Source organism: Vibrio chemaguriensis, from assembly GCF_012275705.1.
GTDB classification, from domain to species: Bacteria; Pseudomonadota; Gammaproteobacteria; order Enterobacterales; family Vibrionaceae; genus Vibrio; species Vibrio diabolicus.
This window is the reverse complement of the sequence record NZ_SHOE01000022.1, coordinates 25,738-45,258: the sequence shown is the minus strand read 5'-3', so window position 1 is coordinate 45,258 and position 19,521 is coordinate 25,738. Positions and strand designations below refer to the sequence as shown.

The window sequence follows — 19,521 nt, the reverse complement described above, 5'->3', positions numbered from 1 at the left end:
ATTAATATGTTTCAAATTCTAAAAGCAGAGAAGACGATCGGCTTTATGCGTTGGTCGAAAGTAGCATTCGTTTTTTCAATCTTTATGATTGCTGCTTCTATCTTCACTTTGTCAACTAAGTGGCTAAATTGGGGCCTAGACTTCACTGGCGGTACGCTAATTGAAGTTGGCTTTGAAAAACCTGCGAACCTTGAAAAAATCCGAACCGCTTTAGATGCGAAAGGTTTTGGTGATGCGACAGTACAAAACTTCGGTAGTGCTCGTGAAGTAATGGTTCGTCTTCGTCCACGTGATGACGTTTCTGGTGAAACGCTGGGCAACCAAATCATTGGTGCTATCAAAGATGGTACTGGCGAAAGCGTAGAAATGCGTCGTATTGAATTCGTAGGTCCTAACGTTGGTGATGAGCTAACAGAAGCTGGCGGTCTAGCGATCCTCGTGTCGCTGATCTGTATCCTGCTTTATGTCTCGATGCGATTTGAATGGCGTCTAGCGGCTGGTGCGGTTATGGCATTGGCTCACGATATCATTATCACGTTAGGTGTTTTCTCATTCCTACAAATAGAAGTTGACCTAACCATCGTCGCGGCATTATTAACGGTAGTCGGTTACTCGCTCAACGATACCATCGTTGTGTTTGACCGTATCCGTGAAAACTTCCGTAAGATGCGTAAAGGTGAGCCAGCCGATATCATGGACGCTTCAATCACCCAAACGTTGAGCCGTACGTTGATTACCTCGGGTACAACATTGTTCGTGGTAATTGCACTGTTCATGCAGGGTGGTGCGATGATTCACGGCTTCGCAACCGCACTTCTACTTGGTATCACTGTAGGTACTTACTCTTCTATCTACGTAGCATCAGCACTAGCGCTAAAACTGGGCATCCAGAAAGAGCACTTGATGCCACCTCAAGTAGAAAAAGAAGGCGCAGAGTTCGACGAAATGCCATAAGGCAGGTTGAGAGTCGAAAACAAAAACCGCTGAGCAATCAGCGGTTTTTTTGTATCTGAATCGAGTTTTGTGCTTGCGGAACCTCACGGTATGAAGAGCCTTACATTGCAGCTAAGTAGATACAAAAAAAGCCCCGCTCATTGAGCGGGGCTTTTTAAAGTCATCAGCGTGACGGGCTAAATATGACTTTCAAATCTTACTTAAGGATCGCGCTGTTACCGTTTTCGCGGATGTGCTTAAGGATAGATTTTACGCCACGAGCGCTTGAAGCAACAATGTTACCAGACTTCATGTACTCAGTGCCGCCAGCAAAGTCAGTTAGGATTGCGCCAGCTTCACGAGCAATAAGCTCACCTGCTGCCATATCCCAAGGTTTTAGACCTAGCTCGAAGTAACCATCAACACGGCCAGCAGCCACGTAACATAGGTCAAGAGCAGCAGAGCCGCTACGACGGAAATCAGCACATTCAGTGAATAGCGCACCAACGATCTTGATGTAAGACTCAGCGTGTTGTTTCTGTTTGAATGGGAAACCAGTAGCTAGAACAGTACCTTGAAGGTCTTTTAGTTGAGCAACACGGATACGCGCACTGTTTAGTTGAGCGCCTGCACCACGTTGTGCAGTGAATAGCTCGTTTTGCATTGGATCGTAAACACAAGCAACTTCAGTTTTGCCTTTGATACGAACTGCGATAGAAACCGCGAAAGTTGGGTAACCTTTTACAAAGTTAGTGGTGCCATCCAGTGGGTCGATGATCCATTGTACGTCTTTATCTTTACCTTCGATAAGACCTTGTTCTTCAGCAACGATACAGTGCTCAGGGTAAGACTGCTTGATAGTATCGATGATGATGTATTCTGCTTCTTTATCTACATTAGTGACAAAGTCATTAGTGCCTTTAAGAGTAGATTCTACTTTATCAGTGTTTTCTAATGATTTAGCAATATGATTGCCTGCCTTTCGCGCAGCGCGAATAGCAATGTTTAGCATTGGATGCATACGAATTTCCCAACGGATGTTAAAGAACAAATGAAAGCGGCGGCGAGTATACCAGAGATCAGCAAAAAAGGAAGTGGTTATTTTTTGTTCTAAAGTCAGTGGTTTTATTGTATTTAGCTTGAGGCGAACGAGAACAATGACCAAGAATGAGAAGAGAGGCCTGCTTCGCCCTAGGGTGTGTTAAAAAACTATGGTAACATTCTGCGGTTTTAATTTAGGTAGCAAACACAGATGTTGGATCAAGTAAAAATTGTACTCGTAGGTACCTCTCATTCAGGCAATATTGGCTCAGCAGCTCGAGCTATGAAAGTGATGGGTTTAAGCCAACTAGTATTAGTCGATCCACAATGTGAAGTGGATGAACAAACTCTTGCTTTGGCTGCGGGTGCTGGTGATATTGCTCAAAATGCAAAGATTGTCGGCACATTAGAGGAAGCGGTTGAAGATTGCAGCCTTGTGGTGGGCTCCAGTGCTCGCTCTCGTACATTAGAATGGCCAATGCTTGAGCCACGTGAATGTGGTGAGAAATTTGCGGTTGAGGGTAGAAAACATCCTGTCGCGCTCGTGTTTGGTCGTGAAAGAACTGGTCTAACAAACGAAGAGCTGCAAAGGTGTCACTACCATGTTTGCATTCCTGCTAACCCTGAATATAGCTCGCTTAACCTAGCGATGGCCGTACAAACTCTGAGTTACGAAGTACGAGTTGCGCATTTGAACTTAGAGCAAAGCCAGTTTGCCCCAAATGAGCCGGAAGAGTACCCACGTCATAGAGAGCTCGAAATGTTCTTCGAGCATCTTGAAAAGGTGATGGTTGAGACCCAGTTTATCAATAAAGAGCAACCAGGACAGGTGATGAATAAATTGCGTCGCTTGTTCTCTCGTGCTCGGCCAGAAACCCAGGAGCTCAATATTCTACGCGGCATTTTAACCTCGATAGAAAAGAAGTTCTGAATAAAGAATAACCACTTTAGGTGTAAGGATGAATACCTGAGTAAAATGGTCAAATAAATACTTGACCAAATTACTCGGGTATGGAAAAATCTTAACCATTACAAACCATGTGGATACGGTGTGGTATGAAACTTACATCTAAAGGAAGATATGCGGTGACAGCCATGCTGGATGTGGCACTGCATTCGCAACAAAACCCTGTACCTCTTGCTGACATCTCAGAGCGTCAGGGGATCTCGCTCTCTTACTTAGAGCAGCTATTTTCAAAATTGCGTAAAGCAGGTCTCGTTGCCAGCGTTCGTGGTCCTGGTGGTGGTTACCGACTTGGTGCCGACGCACACAGTATCGCTATTGGTACCGTGATTGCAGCCGTTGATGAGTCAGTCGATGCAACCAAATGCCAGGGCAAAGGAGATTGCCAAGGTGGAACACGTTGCCTTACTCACACGCTATGGCGCGACTTAAGCTCTCGCATTAGTGACTTCTTGAATAACATCACTCTTGGTGAGTTGATGACAGACAATGAAGTCCTCGAAATTTCTGATCGTCAGGACATTGATCTGGCGGTAACCCATGGGCTATCAAACAAAAATACAACCGCCGCGCCCATCGGTGTAAACGTCCGCTCTTAGCGGTCAGCTTTTTACATTGGAGTAGAGAATGAAACTGCCGATTTATCTTGATTATTCCGCTACATGTCCAGTTGATCCACGTGTTGCTGAAAAAATGGTTCAGTACATGACAATGGATGGCACATTTGGCAACCCAGCGTCGCGTTCGCACCGTTACGGCTGGCAGGCAGAAGAAGCGGTCGATACTGCTCGTGAGCAAATTGCTGACCTTCTAAATGCAGATCCTCGCGAAATCGTATTTACATCTGGTGCGACAGAATCAGACAACCTTGCTATTAAAGGTGCAGCGCACTTTTACTCGAAGAAAGGCAAGCACGTAATCACTTGTAAAACAGAGCACAAAGCCGTTCTTGACCCATGTCGTCAACTTGAGCGTGAAGGCTTTGAAGTGACTTACCTTGAGCCAGAATCAAATGGCTTGATCGATCTAGAGAAGCTTAAAGCGGCAATGCGTGATGACACAGTGCTTGTGTCTATTATGCACGTAAACAACGAGATTGGTGTGGTTCAAGACATTACAGCGATCGGCGAATTGTGTCGTGAGCGTAAAATTGTTTTCCACGTGGATGCAGCGCAATCTGCAGGTAAATTACCAATCGACGTTCAAGAGATGAAAGTTGACCTAATTTCGCTTTCTGCTCACAAAGTTTATGGCCCTAAAGGCATCGGTGCACTTTACGTTCGTCGTAAGCCTCGTATTCGTCTTGAAGCGCAAATGCACGGTGGCGGCCATGAGCGTGGTTTCCGCTCTGGTACACTTCCTACTCACCAAATCGTTGGTATGGGTGAAGCATTCCGCATTGCAAAAGAAGACATGCAAAAAGATTACGATCACGCTTTAGCGCTTCGTAACCGTCTTTTTGATGGCGTGAAAGACTTAGAAGCAGTGACGGTAAACGGTGACCTTGAGCAACGTGTACCACACAACCTAAACATCAGCTTCGCATTCGTAGAAGGTGAATCACTACTAATGTCGCTTAAAGATCTAGCGGTATCTTCTGGTAGTGCTTGTACGTCTGCAAGCCTTGAGCCTTCTTACGTTCTTCGTGCCCTAGGCATGGATGATGAATTGGCTCACAGCTCGGTTCGTTTCTCGTTTGGTCGTTTCACGACTGAAGAAGAAATTGATTACGCAATTGAACAAATCCGCGTTGCAGTGACTAAGCTACGCGACATGTCTCCTCTATGGGATATGTACAAAGAAGGGATTGATTTGAGCACTGTTGAATGGGCTCACCATTAATCTCAGGGATTGAAATAGAGGATTCGAGGTAATTTATCATGGCATACAGCGAAAAAGTAATTGATCACTACGAGAACCCACGTAACGTTGGTTCATTCGATAAAGAAGACCCATCAGTAGGTAGCGGCATGGTTGGCGCTCCAGCTTGTGGTGACGTAATGAAGCTTCAAATCAAAGTGACACCGGAAGGTATCATCGAAGATGCGAAGTTCAAAACATACGGTTGTGGTAGTGCAATCGCATCAAGCTCACTAGTAACTGAGTGGGTAAAAGGCAAGTCAGTTGATGAAGCCGCAGCAATTAAAAACTCTGAAATTGCTGAAGAGCTAGAGCTTCCACCAGTGAAAGTTCATTGTTCAATTCTTGCTGAAGATGCAATCAAAGCAGCGGTTGCAGACTACAAGAAAAAACACCAAGAATAATTATTCCGTAATATAATGGGAGCTTTGACGCTCCCATTCCAATCGAAATTTAGACAGACTAAGGTGCAGTATGGCCATCACAATGACAGAATCAGCGGCAAGTCGCGTAAGAGCATTCCTAGATAACCGAGGCAAAGGTATCGGTTTACGTCTTGGAGTGAAGACGACTGGTTGTTCAGGCATGGCATATGTACTTGAGTTTGTTGATGAGCTTAACGAAGAAGATGAAGTTTTTGAACTCTCTGGAGTGAAAATCATCATCGACAAAAAAAGCTTAGTGTACCTAGACGGTACCGAATTGGATTACGTGAAAGAAGGGTTGAATGAAGGTTTTGAATTCAACAACCCTAACGCGAAAAGTGAATGTGGTTGTGGTGAAAGCTTCAACGTCTAATTGATTGTCCTTCTGGGCAAGCGAGTCCGGAAGGCTTTACTAGGACCCGAACTTAATGAATCACTTTGAATTATTTGGGCTACCAAGTCAGTTTAAGCTGGATGGTAGCCTTCTTTCTTCTCAGTTCCGAGAACTACAAAAACGCTTCCACCCGGATAACTTTGCAACGGGATCTGAACGTGACCGTTTGATGGCGGTGCAAAAGGCAGCGCAAATCAACGATGCCTATCAAGTTCTGAAAAATCCTATCTCCCGTGCCGAGTACATCCTCGCAGAGCAGGGAGTTGAGATCCGAGGTGAACAGCAGACAATGCAAGATCCAATGTTCTTAATGGAGCAAATGGAGCTGCGCGAAGAACTGGAAGAAATTGCTGACAGCACCGATCCTGAATCGGCGCTTTTTGACTTCGATTCTAAGGTCAGCAAAATGTACAAACAGCATCTGGCAAGCGTCGAGCAAGAGCTTGATGATGGTCTTTGGGCTGAAGCCGCAGACCGAGTTCGTAAGCTAAAATTCATTGCCAAACTAAAGAACGAAATTGAACTAGTCGAAGACAAACTCCTCGGCTAGTTAGCGTGACAAGGACCTATCATGGCACTACTTCAAATCGCAGAACCGGGCCAAAGCTCGGCACCTCATGAGCATAAGTTAGCAGCGGGTATCGACTTAGGTACTACCAACTCTTTGGTTGCTTCTGTACGTAGCGGCGATGCAACTCCACTTGCGGACGAGCAGGGCCGTACTATTTTACCTTCAGTCGTTAATTACACTGAGGAAACGTTAACGGTTGGCCACGAAGCCAAAGCCAAAGCAGAGCTTGAACCAGAGAACACTATTATCTCTGTAAAACGTTTGATCGGTCGTTCATTAAAGGACATTCAGTCCCGTTACTCTTCACTTCCTTATCGTTTTAGAGAGAGTGAAAATGGTCTTCCGATCCTGCAAACGCCTCAAGGTGACAAAAACCCGATTGAAGTATCTGCGGACATTCTAAAAGCGCTAGGTAAGCGAGCAGAAGAAACGTTAGGTGGTGAGTTAGCGGGTGTTGTGATCACTGTTCCTGCTTACTTTGATGATGCTCAGCGTGCAGGTACGAAAGACGCCGCGAAATTAGCTGGTCTTCATGTTCTCCGTCTGCTTAACGAACCAACCGCCGCGGCAATTGCTTATGGCCTAGACTCAGGCCAAGAAGGTGTGATTGCGGTTTACGATCTAGGTGGCGGTACTTTTGATATCTCTATCCTACGTTTATCGAAAGGCGTATTTGAAGTATTAGCAACAGGTGGCGATTCTGCCTTAGGCGGTGATGACTTTGACCATCTGTTAGCGGATTACCTAATGGAGCAAGCGGGTCTCGAAGCCCCACTTTCTGCTGAAAAAAACCGTACGCTACTGAACATTGCTACTGCGACTAAGATTGCTTTCTCTGAGCAAGACAGCGTTGATGTTGACGTGTTTGGCTGGAAGGGCACCGTTACTCGTGAGCAGTTCGAAGATCTGATTCGCCCATTAGTGAAGAAAACACTAATGTCTTGTCGTCGTGCATTAAAAGATGCTGATGTTAACGCAGACGAAGTACTCGAAGTTGTCATGGTTGGTGGTTCAACACGCACATTGCTGGTTCGTGAAATGGTAGGCGAGTTTTTTGGCCGCACACCGCTAACAAGCATTAATCCTGATGAAGTTGTCGCAATCGGCGCGGGTATCCAAGCCGACATTCTAGCGGGTAACAAGCCTGATTCAGAAATGTTACTTCTTGACGTGATCCCACTGTCGCTTGGTATTGAAACCATGGGTGGTTTGGTTGAGAAGATCATCCCTCGCAATACCACGATTCCTGTTGCGCGTGCGCAAGAATTTACCACATTCAAAGATGGCCAAACGGCCATGAGTGTTCATGTGGTACAAGGTGAGCGTGAAATGGTTGATGATTGTCGTTCACTGGCTCGTTTCTCATTGAAAGGCATTCCACCGATGGCGGCGGGTGCGGCACATATTCGTGTGACTTACCAAGTTGACGCTGACGGCCTTCTTTCTGTTACAGCAATGGAAAAGAGCACCGGTGTTCAGTCAGAGATTCAAGTAAAACCTTCTTACGGGTTAAGCGATAATGAAGTGGCGGATATGCTGCGTGATTCAATGACTCACGCTAAAGAAGACATGCAAGCTCGTGCGCTAGCTGAGCAGCGTGTTGAGGCCGACCGTGTGATAGAAGGTTTGATTGCAGCGATGCAAGCTGATGGTGACGAACTACTATCAGAACAAGAGAAACAAGACCTGATAAAAGCCATCGAAGCCTTGATTGAGCTGCGTAATGGTGATGATGCAGATGCGATTGAGCAAGGCATTAAAGATACCGATAAAGCGAGCCAAGATTTCGCATCGCGCCGTATGGATAAATCGATTCGAGCTGCGCTGTCAGGTCAATCAGTAGACGATATATAAGAGATAAGTAGTTATGCCTAAGATTATTGTATTACCACACGACGATTTGTGCCCAGAAGGCGCAGTGTTGGAAGCAAACACTGGTGAAACCGTTCTGGACGTAGCGCTAAAAAATGGTATCGGTATTGAACATGCGTGTGAAAAATCATGTGCTTGTACTACCTGCCACGTGATCATCCGTGAAGGTTTTGATTCGCTAGAAGAAAGTGAAGAGCTGGAAGACGACATGCTGGATAAAGCGTGGGGTCTAGAGCCTGAATCACGTCTAGGGTGTCAGGCGAAAATTGCTGATGAAGACTTAGTGGTAGAAATTCCTAAGTACACGCTAAACCACGCTTCAGAAGATCACTAAAACTATCTTCCCAATATAGGGGAGAAGCAAAAGGAAGATGAGCAATGAAATGGACAGATTCTCGCGATATCGCGATTGAACTTTGTGACAAGTTTCCAGATGTTGATCCGCAAACGGTGCGTTTTACCGATCTTCATCAATGGATCATGGAGTTGGATGAGTTTGAAGATGACCCAAACCATTGTAACGAAAAGATTCTGGAAGCCGTTATCATGTGCTGGATGGATGAAGCAGACTAAGTCTGTAAAACACAGCCTAGTTAACAATTCTTACTAAAAAAAGCGGACCTTTAGGTCCGCTTTTTTATCCAATTGACATTTTTGCCCTACATAATGCTAACATCCGTGAGTTATTAAAAAGAAGCAGCGTAGGCAACGCTGCTATAAGACAAGGAGAAACCATGTCTACACAGATGTCTGTATTTTTAAGTCAAGAGTCGGCAGCACCACATTGGGGTGAAAAAGCACTGCTTTCATTCGCTGAAAACGGCGCAACCATTCATTTAGGTGAAGGTCACGATCTTGGTGCAATTCAACGTGCAGCTCGTCAGCTAGATGGCCAAGGAATTCGTTCTATTTTTCTTTCCGGTGATAACTGGGATTTAGAGAGCGTTTGGGCTTTCCACCAAGGTTACCGTAACCCAAAAAAGCATGGCTCAGTTGAGTGGTCTGCATTGTCTGAAGAAGATCAAGCAGAGCTTCAAGCGCGTATTACTGCGACTGATTTTACCCGCGATATCATCAATAAAACCGCAGAAGAAGTTGCCCCTCGTCAGCTAGCGACAATGGCCGCTGAATTCATCAAATCTGTTGCGCCTAAAGGCACAGTGACAGCTCGTATCGTCAAAGACAAAGACTTGTTGGCAGAAGGTTGGGAAGGCATTTACGCCGTAGGCCGTGGTTCTGAGCGTACTTCTGCGATGCTCCAGCTAGACTACAACCCGACAGGTGACGAGAACGCACCAATATTCGCGTGTCTTGTCGGTAAAGGTATCACCTTTGATTCGGGTGGTTACAGCTTGAAGCCTTCTAACTTCATGAGCGCAATGAAAGCAGACATGGGTGGCTCAGGCACCATCACCGGTGGTCTTGCACTGGCGATTCTTCGTGGTTTGAACAAGCGTGTAAAACTGATCCTTTGTTGTGCAGAGAACATGGTTTCTGGTCGCGCACTCAAGCTTGGCGACATCATCACCTACAAAAACGGTAAAACCGTTGAAATCATGAACACCGATGCAGAAGGTCGTTTAGTGCTTGCTGATGGCCTTATCTACGCCAGTGAACAAAAACCTGAGTTAATCATTGATTGTGCAACACTAACAGGTGCGGCGAAGAATGCTTTGGGTAATGATTACCACGCACTAATGAGTTTCGATGACGAGTTATCGCATCAAGCGCTCACTGCGGCAAACCAAGAAAAAGAAGGTTTATGGCCGCTACCACTTGCTGACTTCCACCGTGGAATGCTGCCGTCAAACTTTGCTGACCTATCGAATATCAGTTCTGGCGACTACTCTCCGGGTGCAAGCACAGCAGCAGCATTCTTGTCTTACTTCGTAGAAGACTACAAAAAAGGCTGGCTGCACTTCGACTGTGCGGGTACATACCGTAAAGCCGCGTCTGATAAATGGGCTGCGGGAGCTACGGGTATGGGCGTTCGTACACTTGCTCGTTTCCTCAATGAGCAAGCTGTTAAATAAGATTGATTGCGGCACTCTCTTGCTTGAGTGCTGCTCTTACCCAGTAAGTCACTTTAAAAACACAACTATTATTACAAGTACAGAAAGGAAACTTTATGGCTCTAGAAAGAACATTCTCAATCATTAAGCCGGATGCGGTAGAGCGAAACCTAATTGGTGAAATCTATAACCGTATTGAAAAGGCTGGCCTACGTATTGTCGCTGCTAAAATGGTTCTCCTGACTGAAGATCAGGCAAGCGGTTTTTATGCAGAGCATGAAGGCAAAGAGTTTTTCCCTCCACTAAAAGAGTTCATGACATCTGGTCCTATTATGGTTCAGGTACTGGAAGGTGAAAATGCGATTGCACGTTACCGTGAACTGATGGGTAAAACTAACCCAGAGGAAGCGGCATGCGGTACGCTTCGTGCCGATTACGCACTTAGCATGCGTCACAATTCAGTTCATGGTTCCGATAGCCCTGAATCTGCAGCACGTGAAATTGAGTTTTTCTTCCCGGAGTCAGAGGTTTTCTCTCGCTAAATTAGGCGTGATACTTCACTTGTTAGTGATGCTCTGATACAGAAAAGCCTCGGAACTTTCCGAGGCTTTTTCATTTCATATACCTAAGTTGAGTGGCAATGTTGACTGCATAAGTGATCTCTTACACGCTAACTAGTCTGACTATATAATGGGCTTTAAAGCCCAGTAACGTGAGTTATTTTTAGTCTTTTCCCTTTACGATCTCTACGCTTTTACTTTTGATAGTGTAATAGCCACTTATAGCGCAAGGGGTGCTTAAAATTTAATCATTTTTATTTTAATGCCTTAGCAAACTCAGGGTCTTACACCCCTTGTTGTAGCTGCATAAAGGCTGTACAATTCGCGCCCTTATTCTTGTTTCAGTCATTGAGAGGCAACATGACCACTGAAAAAATCAATCTACTCGACTTTGATCGCAAAGGCATGCGTCAGTTTTTCGCGGAAGAACTTGGCGAGAAAGCGTTTCGTGCCGATCAGGTTATGAAGTGGATCTACCATTTCGGTGTAGATGACTTCGAAAAAATGACAAACATCAACAAGAAGCTGCGCGAAAAGCTTTTACACAAGTGTGAAATTAAAGCACCAACAGTCGCAGAAGCTCAGCATTCTTCAGACGGCACGATCAAGTGGGCAATGAAGGTTGGTGATCAGGATGTAGAAACGGTTTACATTCCAGAAGATGATCGCGCAACGCTTTGTGTATCTTCTCAAGTAGGTTGTGCATTGGAATGTAAGTTCTGCTCAACCGCACAGCAGGGCTTTAACCGTAACTTGAAAGTTTCAGAGATCATCGGTCAGGTGTGGCGTGCTGCACGTGAAATTGGTCTTGAGAAAGAAACAGGCCGTCGCCCAATTACGAACGTCGTGATGATGGGCATGGGTGAGCCGCTTCTTAATATGAAGAACTTGATTCCTGCATTGGAGTTAATGTTGGATGACCTTGGCTTTGGTTTGTCGAAGCGTCGCGTAACCGTATCAACATCAGGTGTGGTTTCTGGTCTTGATCAGATGACAGGCAAAATCGATGTCGCGTTGGCAATTTCCCTTCATGCGCCAAACGATAAGCTGCGTAGTGAAATCATGCCAATTAACGATCGTTGGGATATTCAAGATTTCCTAGCATCAGTTCGTCGTTACATCGCTTCATCGAATGCAAACCGCGGTAAGGTAACGGTTGAGTACGTACTTCTTGATCATGTGAATGATGACATGGACCATGCTCGTGAACTGGCTGAGCTGATGAAAGACACACCATGTAAGATTAACTTGATTCCGTTTAACCCGTATCCAGGTTCACCTTACAAGAAACCAAGTAACTCACGTATCGATCGCTTCCAAAAAACATTGATGCAATATGAGCATACAGTAACGGTTCGTAAGACTCGTGGCGATGACATTGATGCAGCGTGTGGTCAGTTAGTCGGTGATGTGATTGACCGAACTAAACGTACTGCAATGTTAAAAGCGTCGCGCGGTGCTGATACCATTGAAGTAAAAGCCGTATAAACGACCGGAACTCAAAAATAGCCAGAGCCATTTGCTCTGGCTATTTTGTTTAGCGATAAGGGCATTTCTGCCAAGATTTATGACGACAACTCTCCAACTCGAGGTTATTTGGGTATAATTTCGAATTCCTTTGTCAAAGTTTGGACAAAAGCTTGAGCTATCTGTTAGTTTGAGTGTAAAGAGTTTTTGTCTTCGTTACACATTCGCTTATCATGATATGTGACATTAACGATGACACCGATAATTCTCAGCATTTTCTCACATACGCTTTGCTGATTTTTGCAAAACGGGTATTCACACTCAAATCGCTGAGAGTTTCTTAAAATTATTATTTTGGTTAACGCGTTTAGGCTAGCTATCTTTTAAAGAGGCTTAAGAACAATAACGAAAATACATAACCACGTTAGCCACTAAAACAGATTAAATACCACCATTATGACAGAACACGAAAATACGAATGAAGTGCCACTTTCTATTGAAGCTGGCACATTACTGAAAAACAAACGCGAATCTCTTGGGATGAGTCAAAAGCAAGTTGCTGATCGCCTGAGGCTTCGCGTTTCTGTTATTGAAGATATTGAAAATAACCGATTTGAGTCTCAACAAGTTGCGACATTTACGCGTGGTTACTTGCGTTCTTACGCGAAGTTCGTAGGCCTTGATGAGAAGATGGTTTTGACTGCGTTAGAGCAGACAGCAGATGTACAGCCACAAGAGCAAGAAATTGAAATGCAGAGTTTCTCTCGCAAAACAAAAGATGAGAAGCACAATAGCCGTATCATGCTCCTGACTTGGGTTATCGGGTTGGTCATTATTGGTATTTCTGCAGCTTGGTGGTGGCAAAACCAGCAAGAGAATAGCCTAACGAAGGAAGTTACGGATTCAAGTGTTGAAGCGCCGAAGCCCACAGCGCAAGAGTTAGCTGATATCGATTTAATGACGGCTGAGGAGTTAATCGCAAGTACTCCTGAAGACGTTGTTTCAACAAGTAATAATGTTGTTGAAACGAGCGAAGTACCAGTCGAGCAGGGTAGCGACCCTCTGCTTGCTGAAACTGAAAATACAACAAGCGTAGATTCTGAAGAACCTGTTGCCGTGATTGAAACTGCGGAAGAGGAACAGCCTGCGCCAGTCGTACCTGAAGGCATGACACTTCTTACTATGAAGTTTAAAGCGGACTGTTGGATTCAAGTGAAAGACACCAATGGTAAAACGCTGGTAAGTGGTACTCATAAACCAGGACAAGATGTAGAACTTACCGGAAAAGCGCCGTTTAAAGTGATATTAGGCGCACCGGAAGGGGTTACAATGACATTTGCAAGTGAACCTGTCGACCTTTCTGGGTATACTTCAGGCAAAGTAGCTAGATTCACTCTACCGTTATAAAAAATTATGCAACACGAATCTCCAATTATTCGTCGTAAATCGACGCGTATTTATGTGGGTGATGTGCCAATTGGTGATGGTGCGCCAATTGCCGTACAGTCAATGACTAACACTCGCACGACTGACGTAGAAGCGACAGTCGCTCAAATCCGAGCACTAGAAAAAGTCGGTGCAGATATCGTTCGAGTTTCTGTACCTACCATGGACGCTGCAGAAGCTTTCAAACTGATTAAACAGCAAGTTTCTGTACCATTAGTGGCTGATATTCATTTCGACTATCGTATCGCGCTGAAAGTGGCGGAGTACGGTGTTGACTGTTTACGCATCAACCCAGGTAACATTGGCAATGAAGAGCGCATTCGCGCTGTTGTTGACTGTGCTCGCGATAAAAACATCCCAATCCGTATTGGTGTCAACGGTGGATCTTTGGAAAAAGATTTACAGATGAAATACGGTGAACCAACGCCAGAAGCTTTGGTTGAATCGGCGATGCGTCACGTAGATCATCTCGATCGTCTTAACTTTGACCAATTTAAAGTTAGCGTGAAAGCTTCAGACGTCTTCCTTGCGGTGGATTCATACCGTCTGCTAGCGAAGAAAATCGATCAGCCTCTTCACTTGGGGATTACAGAAGCGGGCGGTGCTCGCGCTGGCGCTGTTAAGTCATCTGTTGGCTTAGGTATGCTGTTGTCTGAAGGGATCGGCGATACGCTGCGTATCTCTTTGGCTGCCGATCCAGTTGAAGAAATCAAAGTCGGTTTCGACATTCTTAAATCTCTGCGCATTCGCTCTCGAGGCATCAACTTTATTGCTTGTCCAAGTTGCTCGCGCCAAGAATTTGATGTAATTGGTACGGTGAACGCACTTGAGCAGCGTTTAGAAGACATCATCACGCCAATGGATGTGTCTATCATCGGTTGTGTGGTAAACGGCCCTGGTGAAGCAGAAGTTTCTCACTTAGGTCTAGCAGGCAGTAACAAGAAGAGCGCATTCTACGAAGATGGCAAACGCCAGAAAGAACGCTTTGATAACGATGACCTTGTGAATCAGCTAGAAGCTAAGATCCGTGCGAAAGCCGCCATGATGAATGGCGAAAACCGCATCGAAGTTAAAGTACAAGATTAATCTCAACGAGAATTACGGTAAGTATTGTGGCAAAAACAATTCAAGCAATTCGAGGCATGAACGATTGCCTCCCAACTCAGTCGCCACTGTGGCAAAAACTAGAAAACACAGTGAAAAATGTAATTAGCGCATACGGTTATAACGAAGTGCGCATGCCAATCGTTGAAGAAACAAACCTATTCAGCCGCGCTGTTGGTGAAGAGACAGACGTCGTTTCAAAAGAAATGTACACCTTTGATGATCGTAACGGAGACAGCCTAACACTTCGCCCTGAAGGTACGGCGGGTTGTGTACGTTCATGTATTCAAAACAGCCTGATCAACCGTGATGAACAGCGTCTGTGGTACATGGGGCCAATGTTCCGTCATGAGCGTCCGCAGAAAGGTCGTTACCGTCAATTCCACCAGTGTGGTGTTGAGGTGTTTGGTCTAAATGGTCCAGATGTTGATGCAGAGCTTATCATGATGACGGCGCGTCTATGGCGTGAGCTAGGTATCAATGAACATGTTCGTCTTGAGCTGAACTCTATCGGTTCTCAAGAAGACCGCGCAGACTACCGTACTGCACTGGTTGCGTTCCTTGAGCAACATATTGATGTGCTAGACGAAGATTGTAAGCGTCGCATGCACACGAACCCACTGCGTGTTCTGGATACGAAGAACCCTGACGTTCAAGCTATTTTAGGTGATGCACCTCGCCTTTCAGATTACTTAGGTGAAGAATCTAAAGCACACTTCGCAGGTCTATGTGAACTTTTAGACGCCGCAGGTATCGAATACACAGTTAACGAACGTCTAGTTCGTGGTCTGGATTACTACAACCGCACGGTATTTGAATGGATCACTGAGAGCCTAGGTGCTCAAGGCACCGTTTGTGGCGGTGGTCGTTACGATGGTCTTGTAGAGCAATTAGGTGGTAAACCAACACCAGCAGTTGGCTTTGCAATGGGCCTAGAGCGTCTTGTTCTGATGCTAGAAACACTAGAACTAACAGACGTTCGTCGCAGTGTGGATGTTTACGTAGTAACAGCAGGCGAAGGCACCATGATGGCAGGAATGAAGCTAGCAGAGCAGCTTCGTGAGTCTATCCCTGGCGTTCGTGTGATGAATCACTTCGGTGGTGGTAACTTCAAGAAACAGTTTAAACGCGCAGACAAAGTTGGTGCTGTAGTAGCATTGGTTCTGGGCGAAAACGAAGTTGCGGATAACACCGTAGTACTGAAAGACTTGGCTGGTGGTGAGCAAGAGACTTACAACCAAGCCGAAGTTGCAGAAAAGATCGCAGCACTGATTTAAGTCTTTTAGTAATCTAACAAAATTACATCCTAGTTCGTAAGCTAAGGCTCCCAAATGTGGAGCCTTTAAACGAAATAGGAACAATGGCAGCTAAGCTGCCATTTACATGTTTTAAGAGGACAGGAAGTGGAACTTTACGATACTGAAGAACAACAAGTTGAAGCCATTAAAGACTGGTGGAAGGAAAACGGCAAAGCCGTCATCATCGGTGCGGTTGTTGGCTTAGGTGGTCTATTTGGCTGGCGTTACTACCAGGATTCTGTGATTCAGGCGAGTGAAGCAGCTTCTCAAAGCTACACGACAGCAATGAATGCTTTGCAAGATAAAGGTACTGATGCTCAAGCTGACGTGAAAGCTTTCATTGAGTCAAATGAAGTAAAAGAATATTCAGTATTGGCTGCGCTTCAACTTGCTAAAGCGCAAGTTGAAGCTCAAGATCTTTCTGCTGCATTAGAGCAATTGAAGTGGGCGCAAAGCAACACTCAAGATGCTGCGCTGTTACCATTGATTAGTTACCGCATTGCGCGCATTGAAACGGAAATGGGTAACTTCGACGCTGCAACGGCAGAGCTAAGTAACGTCACTGATGCAGCATGGACAGGTCGTATTGCTGAACTTCGTGGCGATATTGCGATTCGCCAAGGTGACAAAGATGCCGCATACGCTGCGTATACTGAAGCTCAGCAAGCGGCAGACGCAAGCCCGACACTACAAATGAAATTAGACGATCTGGCGAAATAAGGACCGCATTGGATGAAAAGAGTCTTTAAGAAAGCCTTGCTAGGGGCGTTAACAATGGGAGTACTTGCCGGTTGTGCAGGTGAGAAAGACACCATTGTAATGGCGCCACTACCTCAGGTAGACAGTCAGTTTACAACCAGTAGTGAGTGGAGTACATCGGTTGGCGATGGTGTTGGTCATTACTTTTCAAAGCTATCCCCTGTATTTGCGAATGATACATTGTTCGTGGCAAGTCGCGATGGCTTAGTAAAAGCGCTGGATCCTGAAAACGGTAAACAACGTTGGCAAACGGACCTAGAAGAAGAGGTCATTGCTCGTCTCTCTGGTGGTATCACAGCAGCATACGGAAACCTTTACATTGGCTCTGAGAATGGTGAAGTCATCTCTCTTGACCAAGAAACAGGTGAAATTGTTTGGCGTGTAAAAGTTGGTGGTGAGGTACTGGCGAAGCCAGTTGCAGACTCAGGCCTTATTATCATCAATACTAGCCGAGGCATGTTGATTGCCCTTAATGAGAGTACTGGTGAGCAACGCTGGGCATTGAGTACAGAAGTGCCGAACCTAACTTTACGTGGTGACAGTACTCCGACTGCAATTGGCGGCGGTGTATTTTGGGGAACGGCAAATGGCCGACTCGCAGCTGCTATCGTTGAGCGTGGTCAGCTGATTTGGCAACAGCCTGTTGGTACGCCAAAAGGCGCGACAGAAATTGATCGTTTGGTTGATGTTGATTCATCGCCAATTGTGTTAGGCGGTACTCTTTTCACCATTGGATACAATGGTCAACTTATCGCCATTGATTTGCGTTCAGCGAACCCTATTTGGAAGCGTAATTACTCATCTGCAACAGACATTTCTACAGATGGTAGCCGCATCTTTGTGATAACGGAAAAAGATCATGTTGTTGCCGTTGATTCACGAAGTGGGACTGAGTTGTGGGAAAACAGCTTGCTTGAGCACCGACAACTTACAGCGCCAGTTATTGTCGGCAATTATCTCGTTGTCGGTGACACGCTTGGTTACCTTCACTGGATGGATCGCTCAACGGGCGAATTTGTTGCACAGCAGTTTATCGATGATAGCGGCTTGGCCGTTGGCCCGACGTTATTGTCGGATGGTTATGTGATTACAACTCGCAACGGCGATGTAAAGAAACTAACCATTAACGAATAATATCGTGATATAATTCACATTCGGCTCCTGGCTGGTGACAGCTAGGAGCCGTTTTGTTGTTTGAATTTATTAACCCTGACGTGGTTATAGGTAAAAAGCTGGTTTGATTTGGCATCGAGCAAGTCGTTACCTATAACTACAGAAGAAAGATTATTGTAGAGGTTGTTATGGTACCTGTTGTAGCTCTAGTAGGGCGTCCGAACGTAGGTAAATCTACACTATTTAACCGATTGACTCGCACTCGTGACGCGTTGGTTGCGGACTTTCCAGGCCTAACGCGAGACCGTAAGTATGGCCAGGCGAGACTTGGTGAAGAGCACGAATTCATTGTGATTGATACCGGCGGTATTGATGGCACAGAAGAAGGCGTGGAAACAAAGATGGCAGAACAGTCATTAGCCGCGATTGATGAGGCTGATGTTGTATTGTTCCTTGTTGACGGTCGTGCTGGTCTGACTCCTTCAGATGCAGCAATTGCTGCGCATCTGCGTAAAATTGAAAAGCCAGCGATGCTGGTGGTAAACAAAATAGATGGTATTGATGCCGATGCAGCGTGTGCTGATTTTTGGCAGCTCGGCGTGGATGATATGTATCAGATTGCGGCCGCTCATGGCCGTGGTGTGACCGCTTTGCTTGAGCGTGCTTTATCTCCATTCTTTGATGATCTATTAACAAGTGAATCTGAAGAAGGTGAGATTGAAGACCTGACTGGATTCGAAGACGAAGAGCCTCTTGTTGAAGATTACACTGAAGAAGACGCAGAAGCTGAATTCAAGCGCCTTCAAGAGCAGCCGATTAAGTTGGCGATCATCGGTCGTCCGAACGTAGGTAAATCGACACTGACTAACCGTATTCTGGGTGAAGAACGTGTGGTTGTATACGATATGCCTGGTACGACGCGTGATTCTATCTACATCCCGATGGAGCGTGATGGACGCGAATACGTACTAATTGATACCGCAGGTGTTCGTCGTCGTGGTCGTATCAATGAAACGGTTGAAAAGTTCTCTGTTGTTAAGACGCTGAAAGCGGTAGAAGATGCAAACGTCGTTCTACTGGTGATTGATGCACGTGAAAATATTTCAGACCAAGACCTAAGCTTGCTTGGTTTTGCACTGAATGCTGGCCGCTCAATTGTCATCGCCGTTAACAAGTGGGATGGCCTAGACAGTGACGTGAAAGAAAGCGTGAAGAAAGAACTGGACCGCCGTCTAGGATTCGTCGATTTCGCGCGTATCCACTTTATCTCTGCGCTGCACGGTACTGGCGTTGGTCACTTGTTTGAATCTATCCAAGAAGCATATAACTCGGCGACAACGCGTGTGGGTACGTCAGTACTGACGCGTATCATGAAGATGGCAGTGGATGATCACCAACCGCCAATGGTTCGTGGTCGTCGTATCAAACTCAAATACGCACACGCAGGTGGTTACAACCCACCGATCGTTGTTATCCACGGTAACATGGTTCGTGAATTGCCAGATTCGTATAAACGTTATCTAATGAACTACTTCCGTAAGTCTCTGGAAATTATGGGAACACCGATTCGCATTAACTTCCACAACAGTGATAACCCATACGAGAACCGTACGAATAAGCTTACGCTATCACAAGAGCGTAAACGTAAGCGTATGATGTCGATGGTGAAAAACCGCAATAAATAATGAAATTCGAATACCCA

20 protein-coding genes are annotated in these 19,521 nt (G+C 45.5%); 19 read left to right on the top strand and 1 reads right to left on the bottom strand.

Annotated features, from left to right (window positions below):
• Nucleotides 1-6: 6 nt before the first annotated feature.
• Nucleotides 7-954, top strand: coding sequence for a protein translocase subunit SecF (gene secF / locus EX191_RS18130; RefSeq protein WP_005391572.1), 948 nt, complete (start codon nt 7-9; stop codon nt 952-954).
• A gap of 196 nt (nt 955-1,150) precedes the next feature.
• Here the strand turns inward: secF and suhB are convergent, their stop codons facing one another.
• Nucleotides 1,151-1,954: an inositol-1-monophosphatase gene (gene suhB, locus EX191_RS18125; RefSeq protein ID WP_047010191.1), complete on the bottom strand. Its 804-nt coding sequence runs from the start codon at nt 1,952-1,954 to the stop codon at nt 1,151-1,153.
• Nucleotides 1,955-2,185: 231 nt separating this feature from the next.
• Here suhB and trmJ point away from each other — a divergent pair, with 231 nt between their 5' ends.
• From trmJ to der, 18 genes are all read left to right on the top strand, one after another.
• Complete coding sequence (trmJ, locus tag EX191_RS18120) at nt 2,186-2,905, top strand: tRNA (cytosine(32)/uridine(32)-2'-O)-methyltransferase TrmJ (RefSeq protein ID WP_006741887.1); 720 nt, start codon at nt 2,186-2,188, stop codon at nt 2,903-2,905.
• A 125-nt stretch (nt 2,906-3,030) separates the two neighbouring features.
• Nucleotides 3,031-3,537 carry a Fe-S cluster assembly transcriptional regulator IscR gene (iscR, locus tag EX191_RS18115; RefSeq protein WP_005381720.1) on the top strand — a complete coding sequence of 169 codons (507 nt, stop codon included), beginning with the start codon at nt 3,031-3,033 and terminating at the stop codon, nt 3,535-3,537.
• Nucleotides 3,538-3,565: 28 nt separating this feature from the next.
• A complete protein-coding gene (locus EX191_RS18110; RefSeq protein ID WP_005391556.1) occupies nt 3,566-4,780 on the top strand; it encodes an IscS subfamily cysteine desulfurase in 1,215 nt (404 codons plus the stop codon).
• Nucleotides 4,781-4,818: 38 nt separating this feature from the next.
• On the top strand, nt 4,819-5,202 hold the full coding sequence (gene iscU, locus EX191_RS18105) for a Fe-S cluster assembly scaffold IscU (protein ID WP_005381718.1): 384 nt from the start codon (nt 4,819-4,821) through the stop codon (nt 5,200-5,202).
• Between the two features lie 70 nt (nt 5,203-5,272).
• Nucleotides 5,273-5,596: an iron-sulfur cluster assembly protein IscA gene (gene iscA / locus EX191_RS18100; protein WP_005391554.1), complete on the top strand. Its 324-nt coding sequence runs from the start codon at nt 5,273-5,275 to the stop codon at nt 5,594-5,596.
• A gap of 55 nt (nt 5,597-5,651) precedes the next feature.
• Nucleotides 5,652-6,167, top strand: coding sequence for a co-chaperone HscB (gene hscB / locus EX191_RS18095; RefSeq protein WP_012842113.1), 516 nt, complete (start codon nt 5,652-5,654; stop codon nt 6,165-6,167).
• Between the two features lie 21 nt (nt 6,168-6,188).
• On the top strand, nt 6,189-8,042 hold the full coding sequence (gene hscA, locus EX191_RS18090) for a Fe-S protein assembly chaperone HscA (protein WP_046874339.1): 1,854 nt from the start codon (nt 6,189-6,191) through the stop codon (nt 8,040-8,042).
• A 13-nt stretch (nt 8,043-8,055) separates the two neighbouring features.
• Nucleotides 8,056-8,394 carry an ISC system 2Fe-2S type ferredoxin gene (gene fdx / locus EX191_RS18085; RefSeq protein WP_005391548.1) on the top strand — a complete coding sequence of 113 codons (339 nt, stop codon included), beginning with the start codon at nt 8,056-8,058 and terminating at the stop codon, nt 8,392-8,394.
• Nucleotides 8,395-8,438: 44 nt separating this feature from the next.
• Nucleotides 8,439-8,633 (top strand): Fe-S cluster assembly protein IscX, encoded by a 195-nt coding sequence (iscX, locus tag EX191_RS18080; RefSeq protein WP_005391546.1) that lies wholly within the window; start codon nt 8,439-8,441, stop codon nt 8,631-8,633.
• A 161-nt stretch (nt 8,634-8,794) separates the two neighbouring features.
• Nucleotides 8,795-10,093: an aminopeptidase PepB gene (gene pepB, locus EX191_RS18075; RefSeq protein WP_048626046.1), complete on the top strand. Its 1,299-nt coding sequence runs from the start codon at nt 8,795-8,797 to the stop codon at nt 10,091-10,093.
• A 95-nt stretch (nt 10,094-10,188) separates the two neighbouring features.
• Nucleotides 10,189-10,614, top strand: coding sequence for a nucleoside-diphosphate kinase (gene ndk, locus EX191_RS18070; RefSeq protein WP_104971308.1), 426 nt, complete (start codon nt 10,189-10,191; stop codon nt 10,612-10,614).
• 378 nt (nt 10,615-10,992) lie between these two features.
• Nucleotides 10,993-12,120: a dual-specificity RNA methyltransferase RlmN gene (gene rlmN, locus EX191_RS18065; protein WP_017633913.1), complete on the top strand. Its 1,128-nt coding sequence runs from the start codon at nt 10,993-10,995 to the stop codon at nt 12,118-12,120.
• Between the two features lie 435 nt (nt 12,121-12,555).
• Nucleotides 12,556-13,506, top strand: a complete 951-nt coding sequence (gene rodZ / locus EX191_RS18060; protein WP_193448205.1) for a cytoskeleton protein RodZ — start codon at nt 12,556-12,558, stop codon at nt 13,504-13,506.
• A gap of 6 nt (nt 13,507-13,512) precedes the next feature.
• Complete coding sequence (gene ispG / locus EX191_RS18055) at nt 13,513-14,631, top strand: flavodoxin-dependent (E)-4-hydroxy-3-methylbut-2-enyl-diphosphate synthase (RefSeq protein ID WP_005391537.1); 1,119 nt, start codon at nt 13,513-13,515, stop codon at nt 14,629-14,631.
• 26 nt (nt 14,632-14,657) lie between these two features.
• Nucleotides 14,658-15,926: a histidine--tRNA ligase gene (gene hisS, locus EX191_RS18050; protein ID WP_046874336.1), complete on the top strand. Its 1,269-nt coding sequence runs from the start codon at nt 14,658-14,660 to the stop codon at nt 15,924-15,926.
• A 126-nt stretch (nt 15,927-16,052) separates the two neighbouring features.
• Nucleotides 16,053-16,667 (top strand): YfgM family protein, encoded by a 615-nt coding sequence (locus tag EX191_RS18045; RefSeq protein ID WP_005391529.1) that lies wholly within the window; start codon nt 16,053-16,055, stop codon nt 16,665-16,667.
• 12 nt (nt 16,668-16,679) lie between these two features.
• Entirely contained in the window at nt 16,680-17,840 is a 1,161-nt protein-coding gene (gene bamB / locus EX191_RS18040) for an outer membrane protein assembly factor BamB (protein WP_193448204.1), read from the top strand.
• A 167-nt stretch (nt 17,841-18,007) separates the two neighbouring features.
• Entirely contained in the window at nt 18,008-19,504 is a 1,497-nt protein-coding gene (gene der, locus EX191_RS18035; RefSeq protein WP_005391527.1) for a ribosome biogenesis GTPase Der, read from the top strand.
• Nucleotides 19,505-19,521 lie beyond the last annotated feature (17 nt).

Excerpts from the sequence above, each read along its gene's own strand:
- secF (WP_005391572.1), top strand. The coding sequence starts at position 7 with ATGTTTCAAATTCTAAAAGCAGAGAAGACGATCGGCTTTATGCGTTGG.
- suhB (WP_047010191.1), bottom strand. The coding sequence starts at position 1,954 with ATGCATCCAATGCTAAACATTGCTATTCGCGCTGCGCGAAAGGCAGGC.
- trmJ (WP_006741887.1), top strand. The coding sequence starts at position 2,186 with ATGTTGGATCAAGTAAAAATTGTACTCGTAGGTACCTCTCATTCAGGC.
- iscR (WP_005381720.1), top strand. The coding sequence starts at position 3,031 with ATGAAACTTACATCTAAAGGAAGATATGCGGTGACAGCCATGCTGGAT.
- EX191_RS18110 (WP_005391556.1), top strand. The coding sequence starts at position 3,566 with ATGAAACTGCCGATTTATCTTGATTATTCCGCTACATGTCCAGTTGAT.
- iscU (WP_005381718.1), top strand. The coding sequence starts at position 4,819 with ATGGCATACAGCGAAAAAGTAATTGATCACTACGAGAACCCACGTAAC.
- iscA (WP_005391554.1), top strand. The coding sequence starts at position 5,273 with ATGGCCATCACAATGACAGAATCAGCGGCAAGTCGCGTAAGAGCATTC.
- hscB (WP_012842113.1), top strand. The coding sequence starts at position 5,652 with ATGAATCACTTTGAATTATTTGGGCTACCAAGTCAGTTTAAGCTGGAT.
- hscA (WP_046874339.1), top strand. The coding sequence starts at position 6,189 with ATGGCACTACTTCAAATCGCAGAACCGGGCCAAAGCTCGGCACCTCAT.
- fdx (WP_005391548.1), top strand. The coding sequence starts at position 8,056 with ATGCCTAAGATTATTGTATTACCACACGACGATTTGTGCCCAGAAGGC.
- iscX (WP_005391546.1), top strand. The coding sequence starts at position 8,439 with ATGAAATGGACAGATTCTCGCGATATCGCGATTGAACTTTGTGACAAG.
- pepB (WP_048626046.1), top strand. The coding sequence starts at position 8,795 with ATGTCTACACAGATGTCTGTATTTTTAAGTCAAGAGTCGGCAGCACCA.
- ndk (WP_104971308.1), top strand. The coding sequence starts at position 10,189 with ATGGCTCTAGAAAGAACATTCTCAATCATTAAGCCGGATGCGGTAGAG.
- rlmN (WP_017633913.1), top strand. The coding sequence starts at position 10,993 with ATGACCACTGAAAAAATCAATCTACTCGACTTTGATCGCAAAGGCATG.
- rodZ (WP_193448205.1), top strand. The coding sequence starts at position 12,556 with ATGACAGAACACGAAAATACGAATGAAGTGCCACTTTCTATTGAAGCT.
- ispG (WP_005391537.1), top strand. The coding sequence starts at position 13,513 with ATGCAACACGAATCTCCAATTATTCGTCGTAAATCGACGCGTATTTAT.
- bamB (WP_193448204.1), top strand. The coding sequence starts at position 16,680 with ATGAAAAGAGTCTTTAAGAAAGCCTTGCTAGGGGCGTTAACAATGGGA.
- der (WP_005391527.1), top strand. The coding sequence starts at position 18,008 with ATGGTACCTGTTGTAGCTCTAGTAGGGCGTCCGAACGTAGGTAAATCT.